This window comes from Coleofasciculus sp. D1-CHI-01 (genome assembly GCF_040218875.1).
Lineage (GTDB): Bacteria > Cyanobacteriota > Cyanobacteriia > Cyanobacteriales > Coleofasciculaceae > Coleofasciculus.
In genome coordinates this window covers 1-20,468 of the sequence record NZ_JAVJQP010000035.1, presented here as the reverse complement: position 1 = coordinate 20,468, position 20,468 = coordinate 1, and the positions used below count along the sequence as shown (strand labels likewise).

General features: G+C 45.6%; 12 protein-coding genes. 8 read left to right on the top strand and 4 right to left on the bottom strand.

Features of this window, described 5'->3' with window-relative positions; all coding sequences use genetic code 11:
* Positions 1–108: 108 nt before the first annotated feature.
* Positions 109–2,211, bottom strand: coding sequence for an NACHT domain-containing protein (locus RIB93_RS07170; RefSeq protein ID WP_446371667.1), 2,103 nt, complete (start codon positions 2,209–2,211; stop codon positions 109–111).
* A gap of 137 nt (positions 2,212–2,348) precedes the next feature.
* Here RIB93_RS07170 and RIB93_RS07165 point away from each other — a divergent pair, with 137 nt between their 5' ends.
* Both RIB93_RS07165 and RIB93_RS07160 read left to right on the top strand, forming a co-directional pair.
* The gene (locus RIB93_RS07165; RefSeq protein ID WP_446371665.1) at positions 2,349–2,555 is read left to right on the top strand and encodes a hypothetical protein; all 207 of its coding nucleotides are present in this window, start codon (positions 2,349–2,351) and stop codon (positions 2,553–2,555) included.
* A 285-nt stretch (positions 2,556–2,840) separates the two neighbouring features.
* Positions 2,841–3,455 carry a Uma2 family endonuclease gene (locus RIB93_RS07160; protein WP_446371663.1) on the top strand — a complete coding sequence of 205 codons (615 nt, stop codon included), beginning with the start codon at positions 2,841–2,843 and terminating at the stop codon, positions 3,453–3,455.
* A 45-nt stretch (positions 3,456–3,500) separates the two neighbouring features.
* Here the strand turns inward: RIB93_RS07160 and bchD are convergent, their stop codons facing one another.
* Positions 3,501–5,531, bottom strand: a complete 2,031-nt coding sequence (gene bchD, locus RIB93_RS07155; RefSeq protein WP_446371661.1) for a magnesium chelatase ATPase subunit D — start codon at positions 5,529–5,531, stop codon at positions 3,501–3,503.
* Positions 5,532–5,908: 377 nt separating this feature from the next.
* Between bchD and RIB93_RS07150 the strand changes: the two genes are divergently transcribed.
* Positions 5,909–7,261 carry an aromatic ring-hydroxylating dioxygenase subunit alpha gene (locus RIB93_RS07150; RefSeq protein WP_446371659.1) on the top strand — a complete coding sequence of 451 codons (1,353 nt, stop codon included), beginning with the start codon at positions 5,909–5,911 and terminating at the stop codon, positions 7,259–7,261.
* Positions 7,262–7,271: 10 nt separating this feature from the next.
* Here the strand turns inward: RIB93_RS07150 and RIB93_RS07145 are convergent, their stop codons facing one another.
* Entirely contained in the window at positions 7,272–8,459 is a 1,188-nt protein-coding gene (locus RIB93_RS07145; RefSeq protein WP_446371657.1) for a sensor histidine kinase, read from the bottom strand.
* Between the two features lie 167 nt (positions 8,460–8,626).
* Here RIB93_RS07145 and RIB93_RS07140 point away from each other — a divergent pair, with 167 nt between their 5' ends.
* The 5 genes from RIB93_RS07140 to RIB93_RS07120 all read left to right on the top strand — a co-directional run bounded on the left by RIB93_RS07140 (position 8,627) and on the right by RIB93_RS07120 (position 19,719).
* The gene (locus RIB93_RS07140) at positions 8,627–9,679 is read left to right on the top strand and encodes a YihY/virulence factor BrkB family protein (RefSeq protein ID WP_446371655.1); all 1,053 of its coding nucleotides are present in this window, start codon (positions 8,627–8,629) and stop codon (positions 9,677–9,679) included.
* Between the two features lie 76 nt (positions 9,680–9,755).
* Entirely contained in the window at positions 9,756–14,783 is a 5,028-nt protein-coding gene (locus tag RIB93_RS07135) for a PAS domain S-box protein (RefSeq protein ID WP_446371653.1), read from the top strand.
* A gap of 79 nt (positions 14,784–14,862) precedes the next feature.
* Entirely contained in the window at positions 14,863–16,368 is a 1,506-nt protein-coding gene (locus RIB93_RS07130; RefSeq protein WP_446371651.1) for a CBS domain-containing protein, read from the top strand.
* Positions 16,319–18,913 (top strand): PAS domain S-box protein, encoded by a 2,595-nt coding sequence (locus tag RIB93_RS07125; RefSeq protein ID WP_446371649.1) that lies wholly within the window; start codon positions 16,319–16,321, stop codon positions 18,911–18,913. Before RIB93_RS07130 ends, RIB93_RS07125 begins: the two co-directional genes overlap by 50 nt.
* A 185-nt stretch (positions 18,914–19,098) precedes the next feature.
* The gene (locus RIB93_RS07120) at positions 19,099–19,719 is read left to right on the top strand and encodes a phosphoribosyltransferase (protein ID WP_446371647.1); all 621 of its coding nucleotides are present in this window, start codon (positions 19,099–19,101) and stop codon (positions 19,717–19,719) included.
* Here RIB93_RS07120 and RIB93_RS07115 read toward each other — a convergent pair.
* A partial coding sequence (locus RIB93_RS07115; RefSeq protein WP_446371645.1) for an IS200/IS605 family accessory protein TnpB-related protein occupies positions 19,697–20,468 on the bottom strand: 772 nt, incomplete at its 5' end. The genes RIB93_RS07120 and RIB93_RS07115 overlap by 23 nt on opposite strands.

Genomic DNA, 20,468 nt, shown 5'->3' with positions numbered 1-20,468 from the left:
ATCTCTCTTTTAAATAGTCACAGGTAACTGACTAATTATCTCAATGTATCAACCCTCAGTAAAGTGAGTATTTATGCTTAGTGTTCTCGGAGACGTTCCTGTAACAGGTTATGTTACATTTTGAAGTGCGGAGTGTGGGTTCAATGATAGTGATGGCAGTTCTTGCAACTCATAAAGGTTTAATACCCCCATTTCTAATAAGCATAAATCTACTTGATGTTTTAGAAGTTTAATTACTTTTATTTTGTCAGTTTCTATAACAGCCGTTCTAGCTGCCTGCTTAATAGTCTCCCAAAATATAAAAAGCTTAACATCCTCCTCTTTTAAGGGTTGCCAAGAATAACCATAACTGAAATGAATTGTTGAATTGCCATAGTTAATATAATAGCCACAGCTTAACTGAATAATCCAGTTGATGATATAATCCGCTATTTGGCAATCTCTAAACTCGGCAATTCCTGCTGCTGCTAGTAAAACAGCTTGGTATCCATAAAGGCTATAGCATTTATCGTCAAAGTTGACTAACGCTGTAATAAACTCTTCCTTATTTTCTTTCTCCAAATCCTCTCGCCCTAGCCATAATAAAATTACCTCTTTCCACTGTGGTTCAAAAATGCGGTAAGTCCCCTGCATTGGATTCTCAGGAACGTGATTTAGAAAATAATCCCAATCGTCGATCGCACACGCCGCGAAATATTCCTGAAATGTAGGATGTAAGAAGGCATAGACAGGTTCATCACTGTTTGCATCTCTTTCCACCAAATTGAGCCAACCCAGACGACAGGCTAAATCGAATAGGGATTCACCCATTATCTTACAAGCGAAATCTTCCCCTAACCTAAACCTAGTTTTGCTGTTAATTCCTGCTTTAGCTAATTCGCCAAGTGCCTGGTTTAATTGCTGTCGTTGAGTTCGAGTTGTCAGATGTTGCTCTTGTTTCCACTCGTAAAAATAGCGAGTAAATCTATCATAAAGAGCCGCCTTCGTTTCTGGCAAAGGTTCCTCCACAGGTAGCAGATATGCCGTCTGACATAACAGCGACAACCGTAGCGGATTTCTCACCAATTCCCGGATACGTTCTTTCCCCGGTTCCTGTAACTTCCTCAGTAAAAATTCTCCCCGTTGCGACTCCTCCGCTTTAGTAAACCACTCCTCAATAAATGTTTCCACCTGTTCCGGCTTAAACTCCAAGGTTTTATAGGTTTCAAAGCCAGCCAATATACCATTGACATTGGCATCCCAAACATTGAGGCGACAAGTCAACACTACCCGCGCCTCTACTAACCCATCTGTTAATTGTTCCTTGATAGTGGCTAACGCTTCCACGGCTGAGGTAGCCGCCACTTCATCTACCCCATCTAACAATAGCCACACCTTACCCTCGCGGAACTGTTTTTGTAGAGAAGCGATATGTCGCGCTTCCACGTCTACAGCATCCGGTTCAATGAATTGTAGCGCCGTTTTGAGCCATTTCTGTTGTAGATAATCTGTCAGGGATTTCCCTTGTAACCCTCCCAGTGGGATACAAATCGGTAAGCCTTGGTTGTGCTTGTGTATCCAAACGGCTATTTTTTCTTGCAGCGTTGTCTTTCCCGCACCAGGTTCGCCGATAATCGCAATCCGCTGGCTTTTTCCAGAGTTAATGACTTGTGTGAGAAACTGCTCATTGTCATACTCTTTGGTAATGACTTCTTCACTTAGCTGATACACCCGATCACGAGGTACATCCCCACGCCGACGCTGTTGTTGTTTGCGTTCGACTAATCCCAATGGCACATAGACATTTAGTTCAAAACCTCGCTCAGTCGCCTGTCGCCGGAGTCGCTGTTGTTCTCGCTGTTGTGCTAAGACATTACCGCAGACTTCGCGCCAGTTAATCGTATCCGATGTCCGTTCGGCTGGGTTCCAATCCTTGGGATCGACTACCTCAGTTATATCTAACCCTAACGCTTGGACAATTGCGATCACAGAATCCCGATCAACTCCTTTACCCCCGAAAAACCGCTGAACTGTCTTTGTGTCTACCTTAGCTTTTTGTGCAATGCGTTCATTCGTCCAACGCTTTCCATTCTCATCTTGTCCAGCTGCCTTCGCTTGTCGGAGTTTTTCTAATCCTTCTTGAGTTGCTGAAATACCACGAGGTTTGCGCGTTTGAGCCATAACAGTTTCCTCTTGGGGTAAGGGAACGGCAATATTCCCTACAGGATGCATAGCTATAGTTTAGCCAGTCTTAACTCTTGTTTGGAAGGACAGAAAAGGGAACTTATTATCTGTCCTGAATTGGTCTGGAGGTTAACCAGACAGTACCATTAATCTGGTTTCATCAGCGAATTGATGAGGATGAAATCATGAACGACCAACAGAAAACCCCCGTACAATTGGAACAGACTAATCAACCCATTGAACTGGTTACACCTTCTCAAATTCCAATGGAACCTCCTTCTACTTGGATGCGAGACGGAAACAGCCCTGCTGAGATTATTCTGGCGATCGCTGTATTAATTGGTGCGATCGCACGATTGCTGAATGTCTTGGTTCCGGTGATGCGGAAATAGTCGCCCCAGTAGCAAGTAGTGGCGTGGCACACCTTAATTGGTGGATTAGAATTGTAGGGGCGCATAGCGTGCGCCCAATTTCACCGCCAAATCTATTTCACAATTTTAGCTGTGTCAGTCCGCCATCGTGCGTTAGCTCAGCAATAATTTAGGGGAAACTCCAATGAATTGTGTTCCCCGCGTAACGCACCAACACAAATGGATAATATAAATAATCGCGTTTTAAATCAGAAACTGGGTTTTTAACTGCCTAGATCGCTAATCTCTATGACAGGAGAGGTCAAAATGGTACAGACACCAGCAAAACCGGAAACCGAAACTCTGTTACTTGAGTTACCAAAAACCATGAAGCTATATGTCACTCCAGAACAGTTTACAGCTCTAGCAGAGTGCAATAGAGAATTACACCTGGAGAGAACGGCAAAAGGAGAATTAATTGTGAATCCACCCACAGGTTGGCGAACTGGCAAACGGAATTGGAGTATTTCTGGAGAGTTGTATATATGGTGGCGGAATGCAGATGAACCGGGCGAGGCGTTTGATTCCTCAACGGCTTTCATTTTACCTAATGGTGCGACTCGTGCCCCGGATGCTTGTTGGATTAGTCAAGAAAGTTGGGATGCACTGACTGATGAACAAAAGGGAACCTTTGCTAATATTTGCCCGGATTTTGTGGTGGAGTTACGATCGCAGTCGGATACTCTGAAGTCGCTGCAAGAGAAAATGCAGGAGTATATGGATAATGGGGCTAAACTGGGTTGGTTAATTGATCCACAAAATAGAACAGTAGAAGTTTATCGAGTCGGTTTAACAGTAGAAATATTGTCAAATCCGGCTGAGTTATCCGGGGAGGAAGTCTTACCGGGTTTTGTGTTGAATTTGCGTCGGGTGTGGGGTTAGCGCGATCGCACTTAAGGTGGGCAATGCCCACCCTACATTGCACAATTACCCGGATTTCATATCCGCGATCGCATTCTTCGTCATCGCGGCAATGGCTTTATCTGTGGCTTTGGGTAAATGATAGTATTTCCCCCCGGCTTGCTTGGCTAACTCCTTGGCAAACCCGGTGGAGACAAACTTGTTTTCGGTATCAATCACCAATAACTGAATCCCCATTGCCCGAATTCTTGCCGCTATCTCCAATAGTTCCCCTTTAATATCCGGCTTTTCCCCTTCAGGTAGCGGTTCACCCAAGGAACGGGCTAAGGGAATATTCCCCCGCCCATCGGTAATCGCCACAATCACGATTTGACCAATATCTCCCGACATTTTGGCATTCGTACCCACGCGCACCGCCTGGGTTAATCCATGTGCCAAGGGGGAACCGCCACCACAGGGTAAGCGATCTAACCGCCCCCGTGCTAAGGCGATGGAACGAGTAGGCGGTAATAATACCTCAGCCTGTTCGCCGCGAAAGGGAATCAGGGACACTTGGTCACGATTTTGATAGGCTTCAGTGAGTAGTTGCATCACTGCACCCTTCGCCGACTGCATCCGGTTGAGTGCCATGGAACCCGACGCATCCACCACAAATACCACCAACGCCCCGGCTTTCCGGGCGAGGCGTTTGGAACGCATATCCCCCGATTCGACGATAACTTTGCGGTTCGGCTGGCGTTCCCGGCGGGCTTTTTGATAGGGTGCAGCCGCCCGTAATGTGGCATCAACGGCGATGCGTTTGACGGCACCTTTGGGTAACATCGGCTTGACATAGCGCCCCCGATCCTCGGAAAAGATAATACTGCGAGTTCCCGATTTTCCTTGCCGCTGTGCCATTTGAGCGAAGTAGAGGACACTGGGGTCGAGAACTACGCCCTCGGTATCGAAGACGAATTCTTCGGGGACACTGGGGGGTTCTTGTTCTGGTTCCGGTTCCTCTTGGTTGTCCTCTTCTTCCTCCTCCTGATCTTCGGGTTCGTCTTGATCTTGAGACGACTCATCTTGGGGCGGTGGGGGTGGAGGGGGCGGTGGCGGTTCCTCTGGTGGGGTCTGGACGATGGTAGAACGGGGGACAATCACCAATTCCACGGCGCGTTTCAAATCGTCAGCACTGACCGTCTGACGCCCATCTAGGGCGGCTGAGGCTTTGGCAACCCGCACGGCAAACAGTTCCGCCCGATGTCCTTGAACGCCACCGCGCAGGGCTTCTTCAACCAGATAGGCGATTTGGTCAGATGTAATTTGCACTTCTTTGAGCCATTCCCGTGCCAGGATAATATCAGTTTTTAGGTTATCGATGTCTTCGTTATATTGACCGAGAAAGGCTTGGGGTGAAGCGGTATACGCGATCGCAACTTCGACGGCTTGCACTCGCTGATCCAGTGCCAATACCCCATCAGCAGAGAGGGTTATGGCAATTCTATCCAGTAAATGCTCCCGCAGGGGTCCTTCATCGGGGTTATAGGTGGCGATTAATAAAGGTTTGCAGGGATGCTGAAAACTAATCCCTTCGCGTTCAATTTGGTTGCGCCCGTCGGTGAGAACGCTTAACAGTTGGTTGGCGATTTGGTCATCCAGGAGGTTGATTTCATCAATATATAACACCCCCCGATGTGCCTGTGCCAAGAGTCCGGGTTGGAAGACAGGTTCCCCTTGTTGGACTGATTTCTCCACATCCACGGAACCCAAGAGGCGATCTTCGGTTGTCCCCAGGGGGATTTGCACAAATGGGGCGGGGATAATTTCCGTCTCAACGGTATCGGGTTCAACGCCTTGGGCTAATAGTTGATCATCCCATTCTTGAGGATAATCTGGATGGCAATTAGAAATGGAACCCTTGACGACTTCAATAGGCGGGAGTAGGGCGTGAAGGGCGCGTGCCATAACGGATTTGGCTGTTCCCCGTCGTCCCGCGATCGCGACTCCGCCTAATCCGGGGTCAACCGCCGCCAACAGCAGCGCTAATTTAATCGCTTCTTGCCCCACGACAGCCGTTAGGGGAAAATTGGTTGCTGGGGCAGAGTTCAGCACAGGCATAAGGCACGCATCAGACTATCAGTTCTTCAGCATACCTTGTCCTGGAGTGGTTTGGACGGTTAATTGAAAAATCTCGTGCATTGGGGAGTTATCAGTTATCAGTTATCAGTGAGCAGTTATCAGGAGCAGGGGGAGATGGGGAAGATGGGGGAGAGTTTTGAAAGTTGGTTGTAGGGGCGGGTTTTACCCCTAACGTTTCGTTTTCACCCTGATATAACTAAACCCGCCCCGACCTAACCGCTCAATTATCACAAATGACGTAGCTTGCTTTTCAAGGGCAGCGAGTTCTTCACCGTTCACGTTAATTTAATTGTTGTGTAATATCCTTGTATAATATTCATCCACACGCCAAGTAACAATTCGTTTTAGTCTTAACTATGACCGTTGCTCCTCATAAACCTGACTCAGCCCAATCAACGAATCCCCTATCTGAACCAGAATTTGAATCGGAATTTAATTGGAGAAATTGTTGGTATCCTGTCTGTTTCCGCCAAGATTTCCCCAAAGATCGCCCCTATAGTTTTTCGTTGTATGATGAACCGTTCGTTATATTCCAACACCAAGAGGAATTAATTTGTTTAACCGATCGCTGTCCTCATCGTGCGGCTAAACTATCCGATGGACAGATCATCGACGGTAAACTTGAGTGCTTGTACCACGGGTGGCAATTTGGTCGTCAGGGTGAGTGTTTACATATTCCCCAGTTATCGGCTGATGGGACAATACCTGTGAATGCTAACGTGCGATCGCATAAAGTTGTCGAACGCCAAGGACTGATTTGGATTTGGCCCGGTGCGGCTGAATTGGCGGATGAACAAGCGATTCCCACTATCCCTCAATTAGACAAACCCGGATTTGTCCATTCTGACAAACTCACGGAACTGCCTTGTGATATCAGCTATGTGATCGAACACATGTTAGATCCGGCTCATATTCATATTACCCATCATGGGAATCAGGGCGATCGCGCCAAAGCTCAACCCTTGGAAATGGAAATTATCGAGAGTTCGGTTCAAGGGTTTCGCGGCAGGTTTCGCGAGACAAAGCAACCGAATCCAACTTGGAGAAATTTAGATTTTTTGGCTCCTAGTTTAGCCCATCTACATTTTCCTATTCCTGAGAAAGGTTGGTTTTTTGGGCAGGCGTTTTATTTTTTCCCTTTAGGGAAAGGAAGATGCCGTATTCTTACTCGCAGTTATCGTAATTTTGCCACTCAACCAGTCAAGCTGATGCCGAGATGGTGGATTCATTTAAGACAGAATAAAATTATCGCAGAGGATTTAGCGCAGCTTGTCGCACAACAAAATGAAGTTGAACGGTTAGGAGAACCTGTGAAACAGGTTTATTCCCCTATTCCCACTTGTGATACGTTTGCTATGGAATATCGTAAATGGCTGGATCGGGTTGGGGCGTCTTTGCCCTATTATCGCGGGTATTTAACCTCGAAAGATAGGGAAAATGAATCTGAAGGTCAGTTGAATACAATGTCAGTGAAGCCGTTATTTTTGCATACTGAACTTTGTCACTCTTGTAACCGAGCCTATCAGATCTCGCAGCGGGTGGAACAATTCGGCGTAGGAGTGGCGATTGTTTTGGCAGGGTTAGCAATTTTGACGGATGGTTCGGGGATGCAAATGGGAGCCGTGTTGTTGGCAGTTGCAGCGTTAATTGTTACCCTTGGGGCTAATCAACTTAAACATCGCTTTGAAACGTATTCAGACTCTCATTGAATCAGGGAAATTAGAGGATTACAGGTAAAATTACTTTAAAGGTAGAACCCAGATCAATGTGAGAGTCAACCTCTATTTCCCCTTGCAAAAGTTGCACCAACCGCCCAACAATTGCCAGCCCCAATCCGGTACTATCCGGTAAACGTTTAGCACGGGAACCACCGCGAAAATAAGGGTCAAAAATTTTAGCTTGGTCTTCTGGAGCAATACCAATCCCGGTATCGGTAATCGCGATCACAAAATGATTAAATTGCTCATTTTGATGATTACACTCAACCTGGCAGGTGATGGTAATGCGTCCGGTTTCCGTGTAACGAATGGCATTACTGACCAAATTGGTGATAATCTGTTCGAGTCGCAAGGGATCAGTCGTGACTTGCTTCGGCGCTAGTTCGTAATCTACCGTTATCGTCAGATCTTTTTCACTAGCTGAGGGCGTTAACGTATCGACCACATTGTCAATCAACGCGCAAACATCAATTACCTCTGGCTGCAATGTTACCTGTCCTGCTTCATGACGAGAGACTTCTAGAGCGTCGTTGATCAGGTGTAAAAGTTGTCGCCCATTTCGGAGTACCCGCTCAATGTGATCCAGACTGACAAATGTGTCTTGGGTGTTGTGTTGACGTAGAAATAGATCAGAGGATAGGAGAATTGACTGTAGCGGATTTTTCAAATCATGGGCTAAATGGGCTAAATTATCTCGATGAGTGTCCACTAAGCGGGTCAGTTCGTGATTAGTGAGGTTGACTTGACTTTGCAGTTTTTCTAACTCCTGCAATCGTTCTTCTGTATAACTGTTGAAACAACGACCAATCACTTCATCTAGTGCCATATCAATGATCCGGGTGGCTTGCAAAACCTGAGCGGTTGAACCTTGCAAGAGATCCGGTTCTAAATGAGCAAAGATAATCTGGCGCAGAATTCGATATTCTCGTGCTACTTCTGTGGGATCATAGCCTTGTTTGGCTCGGATTACACCATGCTCTAGACTTTTCTCGACAATTGTTTGATGTGCGCCATTTTCACAGTCAGAAAGGATTTTGGCGATGGCTCGCAGCACCGAGGGTAAACCATCGAGTACCGCCTTATAGGTGAGTTCACGGGTACTCTCCAGTTCCCCATCTTGGCGAACCGCTTCCACCCAGGTGTTGACGATTGAGTCCAGTTTCTTGAGTAATTCTTGACTGAAATCCATGGTTGAGCAGGATCATTGGAGATTGCCAAAGGTAAGCAGAATGCAATCTAGTATAGGTCTAAATTTCTAACTTTGGGGGGTTGCGCTTATATCCTTAAGATTTTATAAAGATTAATAATTGATGGTTGAAATTGTGATAGAAGAAATCCCTCGCGGAGTTATTGGTGATGAATATCAAGGTGATTGGAGAACTGTTCAAGGAAACGATTCAAGAATGGCAAGAGGATAAAGCGTCACGGTTAGCCGCCGCCTTAGCCTATTACACGGTGTTTTCCCTCGCACCGTTGTTGATTATCGCGATCGCGATCGCGGGTTCGATTTTTGGTCCGGAAGCCGCACGAGGGGAAATTGTCGAGCAAATTCAAGGGCTGGTAGGTACTGAGGGGGCTAAGGTAATTGAAACGGCGATTCAAAATGCGAATCGACCAAATGTTAGCAGTATTGCCTCAATTATCAGTATTGTCGTGCTGCTGTTTGGTGCATCGGGAGTCTTTGCCCAACTGCAAGATGCTTTGAATACCGTTTGGGGAGTACAACCGAAACCTGGACGACCCGTTAAAGGTTTTTTACAGAAACGGTTACTGTCCTTTTCGGTTGTGCTGGGGATTGGCTTTTTACTCTTAGTGTCTCTGATTGTCAGTGCGGCGTTATCGGCGTTGAGTAATTATGCCAGTGATTTACTTTGGGGAGTAGGATTCCTCTGGTCACTGTTAAATTGGGTGCTTTCTCTGGGCGTAATTACGCTGCTATTTGCGATGATGTACAAGTTTTTACCGGATGTTAAAATTAGCTGGAGTGATGTCTGGATTGGGGCGAGTATTACTGCCATACTTTTTACGATTGGTAAAACTTTAATTGGCATGTATTTAGGGCGGGGGAGTTTTGCCTCAACATACGGCGCAGCGGGGTCGTTAGTGATTTTTCTGGCTTGGGTTTACTATTCCGCCCAAATTCTGTTTATCGGCGCAGAATTTACCCAAGTTTATGCCAGTAAGTTTGGCTCAAAGATTGTTCCCGATAAACATGCGATTCAACTGACTGAAGCAGATCGGGCAAAGCAAGGAATTGCTCATACCGAAGCCCTCAAAAAAGCTGCCGGAGATTCAGAGGATTCGGAAAAATCACCTAAGCAAAAACAGTCCGGTAATGCAGGGGCTAAAGCGTTGAAAACCTACCATGATGCAGCCAGAAAAATGGGGTTAGACAAAAAAGAAAAATAGGATTAAAGTTGAAGACGAGATCCCGGAAGTTGAAGACGAGATCCCCGACTTCTTTAAGAAGTCGGGGATCTGAAGGATGCGCTATAATCAAGACCAAGAATTGACTCAAAAAACAGCGCAACTGCATCAAATGAATCAGGGATTCAACCAAGCTAATCGAGACCAAGCCGTATTAATTGCCCAACTCCAAGAGAGGGAACATCGGCTCAAACAGCTTCTTGATGCTGTACCTGTGGGTATTTTTGTGTCAGAAGCTGATGGGAAACCTGACTATGTAAATCAAATCGGTAAGCAAATTTTGGGTCAAGGAGTGGTTGAGCCAGTGACGGCGGATCACTTCATTGAAACCTATCGGATTTATCAGGCGGGAACCGATGAATTTTATCCCCGGAATCGCCATCCCCTATTGCAAGCGTTAAAAGGGAAACGGGTACGAGTTGATGATATGGAAATCCGCCACCGCGATCGCACAATTCCCGTCGAAGCTTGGGGAAACCCAATCTATGATTGTCAGGGAAATCTGACTCATGCGATCGCGGCGTTTGTTGATATCAGTGAACGTCAGCAGCCTGAACAAATTTCAGCCGATTATTATCAGCAATTAGAGCAACAGGTGGCGGAACAAACCGAAGAATTACGCCATAGCCAAGCTCGAAACCAGGCGCTACTGGCGGCGATTCCGGATATGATTTTCTGTTCCCAGGCGGATGGTACGTATATCGATTTTAAACCCGCGCCTACTATCCCCACATTCGCCCTAGCCCAGGCTTTTTTAGGCAAAAAACCGGAAGATGTTTTCCCCCCAGACTTAGCCCATAAAATTAGAGCAGCTTATCAGGAAAGCTTGGTATCCGGTGAGGTACAACAACTCGACTATCAACTCCAGATCGAGAATCAATGGCGGGATTATGAAGCCCGTATTGTTCCCTGTTGTAACCAGGAGATCCTTTCCATCGTCCGTGATATTAGCGATCGCAAACAAGCCGAAGCCCAAATAGCCTTTCAAGCCTCTCTACTGAATCAAGTTCGTAATGCTGTGATTGCTACCGATTTAGCCGGAACCATTATCTACACCAATCAATTTGCTCAGCGTTTATATCAACTCAATCCAGAAACAATACTCGGTCAATCCATTCTTGATGTTACCGTACTCCCCCAAGATAAAGCCCTGGCGCAGGGCATTTTAGCGGGTGTACAAGAAAACGGTTATTGGGAGGGGGAATTTACCGTTCAACGCCAAGATGGTAGCACGTTTCCAGTTTATGCCACGAATACCCTAATTCGAGATCACCAAGGAAATTCCATCGGCTATGTGGGTGTCAGTATTGATAGTAGCGCTCAAAAGCAAGCCGAGGAACAACTGCGCCAAAGTAAACATTTTATCGAACAAATTGCAGCGGCTTCACCCTATTGCTTATATATTTATGATCTCCTTGAAAATCGGAATATCTACAGCAACCAAGAAATTACCACAATTCTGGGTTATACACCCGCAGAAATTCAAGCCATGGGCGAGAATTTTATCTCCAGCCTACTGCACCCCGATGATGTCACTATCGTCTCAGAACAGTTGCAAAAGTTGGCGAGGGCGGTGGATGGAGAAATTTTAGAGATAGAGTACCGGATGCAGGATGTCCAAGGGAAATGGCATACCTTATTTGGTCGAGAAACGGTATTCGCCAGAACTCCAGATGGTACAGTCAAGCAGGTAATTGGTACGGCAATTGATATCAGCGATCGCAAGCAAGCAGAAATTGAATTACGCAACAGTGAACAACTGTACCGTACCATGGCAAAACATTTTCCTAATGGGGCAATTTTTCTGTTTGATCAGGATTTGCGTTATTTGGTTGCCGATGGTCAAAGTTTAGGCAGTTCCGGTTCAGGATATAGTCGGAATGTATTAGAAGGAAAAACAATTTGGGAGGCTTTATCTGAACAAGAATGTGCGCTGGTTGAACCCCTGTATCGTGATGCTTTAGCGGGGATAGAACAAACTATAGAAATCCCCTATCGCAATTGCTTTCATCTGGTACAAACTCGGGCGGTGCAAAATGATACGGGAGACATTATGGCGGGTATGGTTGTCGTTCAGGATATCACCGAACGCAAGCAAGCTGAGGAATCCCTGAGAGAACGAGAAGCGTTTTTACGCAGTATTTATGATGGGATTGAAGCCGCTGTTTTTATCGTGGATGTTCTCGAAGATGGCGAATTCCGTTATGTTAGTATTAATCCCACCCATGAACGGATGTCCGGTCTTCTCGCCTCAGAAATAAGCGGTAAGACTCCCCAAGAAATGTTCACTCCAGAAACGGCACAGGTGGTGTCTCAACGGTATCGTGCTTGTGTGGCGGCGGGAGAACCAATTAGCTATGAAGAATGTCTACAGATTCAGGGACAAGAAACCTGGTGGATTACCAATTTAACCCCTCTGCGGGATAGCAACTCGCGAATTTATCGACTAATTGGTACTAGCTTTAATATTAGCGATCGCAAACAGGTTGAGAAAACCTTACAGTTGCAAGCCGCCGCGATGACAGCCGCTACGGATGGGATTGCGATTTTGAATCACAACGGAGAGTATGTCTCTCTTAACCAAGCATACGCCCAAATCTTTGGTTATGATAGTACTGCCCAACTCCTCGGTCAAAATTGGCAGGTGCTTTACGAGGTTAGCGAATATCAACGGTTGCTAGACGAATGCGTACCCTTATTGTTAGAACAGGGATATTGCCGCACAGAAGCTCAAGGTTTACGCCGTGATGGTAGCACATTTCCCCATGAAGTCTCGGTTACGTTATTACCGGGAGGGGAACGCATTTGTATTGTTCGTGACATTACTGAACGCAAACAAGCCGAAGCTGCACTACGAGAAAGTCAGCATTTTGTGCAAAGAATTGCAGAAGCCTCTCCCAATCTTTTATACATTTTTGACCTGAATGAACAACGCAATATCTACGCCAACCGGGAAATGGCAGCGTTTCTGGGTTATACTCCAGAACAAATTGAAGCGATGGGTGCAAACATTCTACCCAATCTGATTCATCCAGAGGATTTAGCCCGATTACCCGCCTATTTTCAACAAGTCCAAAACGCGGCGGATGGAGAAATCTTTGAAATCGAGTATCGCGTCAGAGATGCCAATGGAGAATGGCGCACACTTTTGGGTCGAGAAACCCCCTTTGCCAGAACCGCTGACGGTATGGTTACTCAGCTTTTGGGTACCGCCACAGACATTACTGAACGCCAAGAGATAGAAGCCGCCTTACAAGAGAGTGAACAGCGCTATGAGTTAGCCACTCGCGCCGCAAAGGTAGGGGTTTGGGAATGGAATTTAGAGACGAATGAATTTTATATTGACCCCACAATTAAAGCAATTCTCGGTTACACAGAGACAGAAATTGCTAATAATTTTAACGATTGGATTATCTTGATTCATTCCGATGATCAGTCCACGTTCCTCACCACAACCCAGGCACATTTAGCTGGAGAAAACCCGGAGTACCGACTTGAACATCGGATGATGCACAAAGACGGTTCAATTCGTTGGATTGTCGTCCGGGGACAAGCTATCCTAAATGCCCAAGGGAAGGGTATTCGTATGGTTGGCACGAATACCGATATTACCGAACGCAAGTTAGCGGAAATTGCCTTACAAAAGGCAAAAGAAGCCGCTGATACCGCGAATCGGTCAAAAAGTACATTCCTGGCAAATATGAGTCATGAATTGCGAAGTCCTCTCAACGCGATTTTGGGATTTGCTCAATTGATGAGTAATAGTGTCACCCTTCCCCAGCAATACCAAGATAATCTACGGATTATTCACCATAGTGGAGAACATTTACTGACGCTAATTAACCAAGTTTTAGATTTATCCAAAATTGAGGCGGGACGTATTACTTTGAATGAAACTACGTTTAACCTGCATCATCTTTTGCGTGAAGTTGAAGATATGTTTCGACTCAAGGTAAATGAGAAAGGATTACAATTACGGTTTAACTGTGCGGCAGATATCCCCCCCACGATACAAACCGATGAGATTAAGTTACGCCAAGTCTTAATTAACTTGCTGAGTAATGCCGTTAAATTTACTTCAGTAGGGAGTGTGGTTGTGAATGTTACTCAACCCAGGACAAATGACGATGGACGAATGACGCTTTATTTTGAAATTAAAGATACCGGATGTGGTATTGCGGCGGATGAATTAGAGAGTATCTTTGAAGCGTTTGTGCAAAGCCAAAGCGGAGTACACTCCCAGAGTGGGACAGGTTTAGGATTGCCGATTACGCGCAAGTTTATCCAACTTATGGGTGGGGAAATCACAGTTGAAAGTGAAGTTAGCCAGGGAACAACCTTTACGTTTGATATTCAGGCAAAGGAAACCCAGGTGACTTCTAGCATACCTCAAACGACTTCATGTCGCGTTATTGCCCTTGCCCCAAATCAACCCCACTATCGAATTTTAATTGTGGATGATCAAGTGGAAAACCGTCAACTATTAATGCAATTGCTGAATCCTTTGGGGTTTGAACTTCAAGAGGCGAGTAATGGTGAAGAAGCGATTGAGATTTGGCAGAGTTGGCAACCTGATTTAATTTTAATGGATTTGCGAATGCCGGGAATGGATGGCTACGCCGTTACCCAACACATTCGACAGTGTAGAGACGCGCCATACTACGTCTCTACATCACCCATAATTATTGCTCTAAGTGCTAGTGTAATAGAAGAAGAACGGTTGAAAGCCTTAGAGGTGGGTTGCGCGGATTTCATCGCTAAGCCGTTTCATGAATCAGATTTGTTTGCAGCCATACGCCAACATCTGGGAGTCAGTTTTATCTATGACGAACCGGATCAAACTCCTGTGCAAACAGAGACTGTTGTCTTAACATCAGATGATTTGGCTATCTTGCCGACTGATTGCTTAGCACAGTTGCACGAAGCTACCCTTGAGGGAGATTTTGAGGAGATGTTAAGCTTAATTGATCAAATCCAGAACCAGGATAAGATGCTTGCTAATACTCTCGCTCACTTGGCTAATAATTTCCAATTTGAACGATTACTCGATTTAACTGAACCTTGGGCAACTAGAAATGTTCAATAACTCCATGTTACTGATGTAGAAGATAAAATTGATATAATTGAGTAATTATCGCTCGAATTCATAAAAATAAAGGCAGAAAATGTTAACCCGCAGTTCCTTATTACAACAATTATCGCAATCACAAGCAATTGATCGCAATCCCCTGATTGTTACTCCCCAGATGCGGGTAACGGAGATTATTGATCGGCTCACTGAACGTCAGAGTAGTTATGCATTAGTCGTACAACAAAAACGGTTAGTCGGTATTTTCACGGAACGGGATTTTGTCCGCATCGCTGCCCAGCAGCTACCCCTAGACAATTTAAGCATTCAATCGGTGATGACGCCTGATCCAGTTACCGTTTCGGTTGACCAAGATCAAGGCGTTTTTTTCATTCTTTACCTGCTACGTCAGTATCATATTCGTCATTTACCTGTCATCAATCAAGGGGGTGAAATTGTGGGCGTGATTACGCCGAAAACCATTCGAGAGGTGATTCAACCCACTGACTTATTGAAGTTCAAACGAGTGGAGGATGTGATGACATCTGAGGTGATTCAGAATTCTGCCACGGCGTCCCTACTAGAAATTACTCAGCAAATGGTGACCCAGAAGAAAAGCTGCATCGTGATTACGGAAACAAAAAACGACGCAGATATTGTTCCCCTGGGAATTATTACCGAACGCGATATTATTCAGGTGCAAAAAATAGGGATAGATTTCGCTACGACGGTCGCACAAACGGTGATGAGTACGCCACTCCTCCCGATTAAAATTAATGATTCAATGATGTTGGCGAATGAAATGATGAAACGCCATAAAATTCGCCGTTTAGTCGTCGTCGATGAAATCGGAAGACTCGCCGGAATCATCACTCAAAGCACAATAATAGAAGCACTAAACCCCCTAGAAATGTATGCCACTATTGAACTTATGCGTCAACAAGTGGATGAGCGAACTAAGGAGTTAAGCCAAGTTAATGAGCAATTGCAGCAACAACTCTGTGAATATGCCAACTTAGAAGAAAAACTGCAACAAGCCAAAGACGAAGCCGCCGCCGCTAACCAAATTAAACGTGCCTTCTTAGCTAATTTAAACCACGAATTTAGAACCCCACTCCACGCAATTCTCGGGTTTTCTCAACTGATGCACCGTTCCCCATCCCTCTCATCCGAGGATCAGAAAAATGTAGGTATTATCTATAGTGCGGGTAAGCATTTGCTGGAACTGCTGGAAAACCTGTTGGAATTAACCAAAAGCCAGTCTACTCACATTCGGGATACTGGAAATTTTGAGTTGTCTGAGGTGCTACCCAAGATTCCCGAATCCCGGATAACCATTACCTTGACGCCAACGGATTTGGCTGATTTACCGAGGGAGTGGCGAATATCGCTCCATCAAGCCACAATTGAAGGGGATTTTGATAAGATGTTGAGCCTCATCGAGGGCATTCGCGATCGCGATGAATCCTTAGCCAATTCTCTGTCTACTTTAACTCATGAATTTCAATTCGAGTACCTATTAGCCTTGACCAAACCACCTACTGATGAAGACGATGACTCTGGAGTCAATTCCTCTATACAAAGGGACAATACTAACGATTGATGATACCCCGGATAATTTGCACCTGTTAACCGAGATGTTAAGCGCACAAGGGTACAAAATCCGGATCATACCCACTGGTAGACTGGCGCTGAAATCTATTGCTAACAATCCCCCCGATTTGATTTTACTGGATATTATCATGCCGGATATGGATGGCTATCAAGTTTGCCAACAGTTGAAAGCCTCTCCGAAAACCCAGAATATTCCAGTAATTTTTTTAAGTGGGTTGAATGAAACCTTTGATAAGGTGAAAGCTTTTGAAGTCGGTGGCGTCGATTATATTACTAAACCGTTTCAAGTGCAAGAAGTGTTAGCGCGGGTGGAGAGTCAATTGCGTCTGCAACGGTTACAACAGCAGCTAACCGAACAAAATATCCAACTGCAACAAGAAATTCAGGAACGCCAGCAGGTAGAAATTGCCCTGAGTGAAAGTGAGGAAAAATATCGCCATCTGGTTGAAGCGTCACAAGACTTAATTTGGTCGGTTAATCGGGATGGGAATTACACCTTTGTTAATCCGATTGTCCACCACCTTTATGGCTATTCTCCAGAGGAAATGCTGGGACGTTCGTTTACCGAGTTTCTCTCACCGGAACGTCTAGAAGCGGATGTCAATCTTTTTGAGCGTTTACTTCAGGGACAGTCGGTATTCCAATATGAAACCACCCATCTAACTAAAGCTGGGGAACCCATTCAATTATTGCTCAACGCGATCGCAGTAGTTGATGACCAGGGTCAGGTTGTCGGTGTAACAGGTACAGCCAGTAATATCACAGAACGTCAAAAAGCACAAGAGGCATTACGCTTAAGTGAAATCCGCTATCGAGAACTGGTAGAATTTCAGGAACAAGTTCTCGTCTGTCGCTGGAAACCGGATACCACCCTCACGTTTGTCAATCAATCCTACTGTCGTTTTTTTGGCAAGTCTCAAGCTGAACTAATTGGTACCAAATATTTAGAGTTACTGCCTGATTCCATTCAAGATCAGATCAGGGATTTTGCCAAATCCCTCGTCAACCACGAATGTCCAGAAACCGCCGAACATATCATGATCTCTGCTCAGGGGGAACTCCATTGGTTTAAATGGACGGATCAACCGATTCGGAATACAGAAGGACAAATTATAGAAGTTCAATCCTTTGGCATTGATATTACGACGCGCAAGCAGGCGGAAGAAAAACTGCGCCTCTCGGAAGAAAAACTGGCTCAAGCTCAACGCATTGCTCATATTGGCAATTGGGAATTTGATGTGATCCCGAATCAAATTATTTGGTCAGCGGAACTGTTTCGCATTTTTGGCTTGGAACCCAATCAAACGGAACCCACCTATCAACAACTCCTTGACTTTATTCATCCCGATGATTGCTCAGAATTCGAGGAAACAGTCAAGCAAGCCATTGCCCAAGGACTCTGCTACGAATTAGAGTTTCAGATTGTACCGAGAAATCGCACAAGCGTTCGGCATCTTGAGGTGAGAATTGAACCCATTTTTGATCAACACCATCGAGTAGTTAAACTCTTCGGCACCGCCTTAGATATCACCCAGCGCCAAAAAGCCGAAACCGCCCTGCGACAATCGGAAGCACGCGAACGAGAACGAGCGCATCAACTCCAACGCACGCTCGAAGAATTAAAACGTACCCAATCCCAGCTTGTACAAACGGCAAAAATGTCCAGTCTGGGGCAAATGATTGCGGGAATAACTCACGAAATTAATAATCCCGTTTCTTTTATTTTGGGCAATCTCACCATTGGTCGTCAATACTTTAATGATTTGCTGCGGCTAATTAATATCTATTACGAAACTTATCCTAATCCCCCTTCATCTATTCAAGATATAGCGGAAGCCATTGATTTACAGTTTATCCAGGAAGATTGGCATAAACTGCTCAATTCTATCCACGAAGGTGCGGAGCGAATTCATCAGATTATTCTTTCCCTGAAGAACTTTTCTAGACTCGATGAAGCTGACCTAAAGTCTGTGGATATTCATCAAGGGATAGATAGTACGTTGTTTATCTTGCAGCATCGACTCAAAAGCCCTGGAAATCGACAGGAAATTCAGGTGATTAAAGAGTATGGTCAGCTCCCCCCGGTGATCTGTTATGCCAATCAATTGAACCAGGTGTTTATGAATGTACTAGCAAATGCGATTGACGCCATAGAAAGTCACTCGTCACCTGGAGTAATTATGATCAGCACCAAACTTGCTAAAGCTAACCAACAACCACTGCCGAACAATGGAAACCAGCAGACCGATGTCGTGAGCATCTGCATTACTGACAACGGAATCGGCATCTCTAAGGAGGTGCAACCGCAAATCTTTGATCCATTTTTTACAACTAAACAAGTGGGCAGTGGTACAGGTTTGGGTTTATCCATTTGCTACCAAATTATCGTCGAGAAACACCAAGGACAACTCAGTTGCCTGTCCACCCCAGGAGAAGGGACAACGTTGATCATCGAGATTCCGATCAAACCGCGATCGCAACAGCCAAGAGAAATCCCCTTAAATGACATGGATCTGGCGAAAGAAATTAGCTAGGGTTTTCGGTTGTTCAGGTATCTATCTGTAGGTTGACGAATTTCTGGCATTTAGTGATCTAATCTAATAGAAGCTTAAACCAATTCTTGCACCTGTTAAGAATAGACGAAACAAACGTTCAGGCAAAACTCCACTGTTCTCACCGGAGTAAATTACTTGTCTAAAATTTACAAATTAGAATAATTATGCTTTTCAAAACTAGAAAAGAAGCAGGTCAAAGACTCACCAGCGATCTGAAAGAGTATGCCAACCGCCCCGATGTGATTGTCTTGGGATTACCCCGTGGTGGTGTACCGGTGGCGTATGAAGTAGCCAGAGGACTCGATGCCCCTCTCGATGTGTGGCTAGTTCGCAAATTAGGCGCACCGGGTCACGAAGAATTAGCCATGGGTGCGATCGCCAGTGGTGGTACGCGCATTTTAAACAAGGACGTAGTGCGATCGCTGGGTGTATCCGAGCAAGCGATTGACCAAGTAGCGGCAAAAGAGCAACAAGAATTAGAACGGCGGGAAAAGGCTTACCGAGGGGATCTGCCGCCTCTGGAGTTACGCGATCGCACCGTACTTTTGGTGGATGACGGTTTAGCCACAGGCGCATCGATGCACGCCGCTGCCGTTGCCTTGCGACAACATGATCCGAAGGAAATTGTTGCCGCTGTCCCCGTTGCCGCGCCAGAAACCTGCAAGGAGTTTAAAGTCAAGGTAGACAAAATCATCTGTAGTGAAACACCGCTTCTAAAAGTCTGGACACATCTACCCACAAGTAGACAACCTTGGACAAAACTCAGCGGTATAAGTTTATACTAGCGCTTGCTTTTAGTGGGTTGCCGCTTCCCTGTTGAGGGTTGACCAAAAACTCCCAGTTAGAGATACCATAGTAGGCGTGCCTACTATGAATAAAGCGCTTAACTTTACTATTCAGTTGGTTCCAATGGCTCCATACGTGCTTGCTATCGTTCACCGATAGATAGGCGGTTATGGAGCTGGGTAATTTTTCGGTTAATTTCATCCCACGACGGGCGATTGCCAGGGCAGCCGCTTCATCACTGGCTAACCCGTACATTCGGGCATACTTAACCAGACCGATCAGGCTGGTGTAGGCGGGATTGACAAGTCTTACCTCTATGCCGCGATTGGACAGGATGGCACTTAGCAACTCAAAAAAGCGGCTGTATGCCCAGGCAGATAGCATTCGGGCATACTTGCGCCCCTTCTCCCTGAGTTGGTTTTTCTTCCTGGAAAAGTCCAACTCCTCACACACAATCGGGCATTGGTACGTGAGCGCCATATCCAAAAGCAGGAAACAGACATGTCTGATGGCGGCGTCCTGTTTGCCACGGGGTAAACCCATCTGGATAGATATCTGCCCATGGTGCTTGAGATTGCCGTCTGGATCAATGTATGCCCAACCGATTGAACCGGGATTCAGGTCTATACCAATACAGCCTCTTTGGATTGGTCTAGATATCTGTTTGACTGGTGCTGGTGTAAATTGTACCGCCACGCACCACTTACCTTCTTTGCGGTAAAAGTGCCAGGTTTTAGCACCCTCTGAT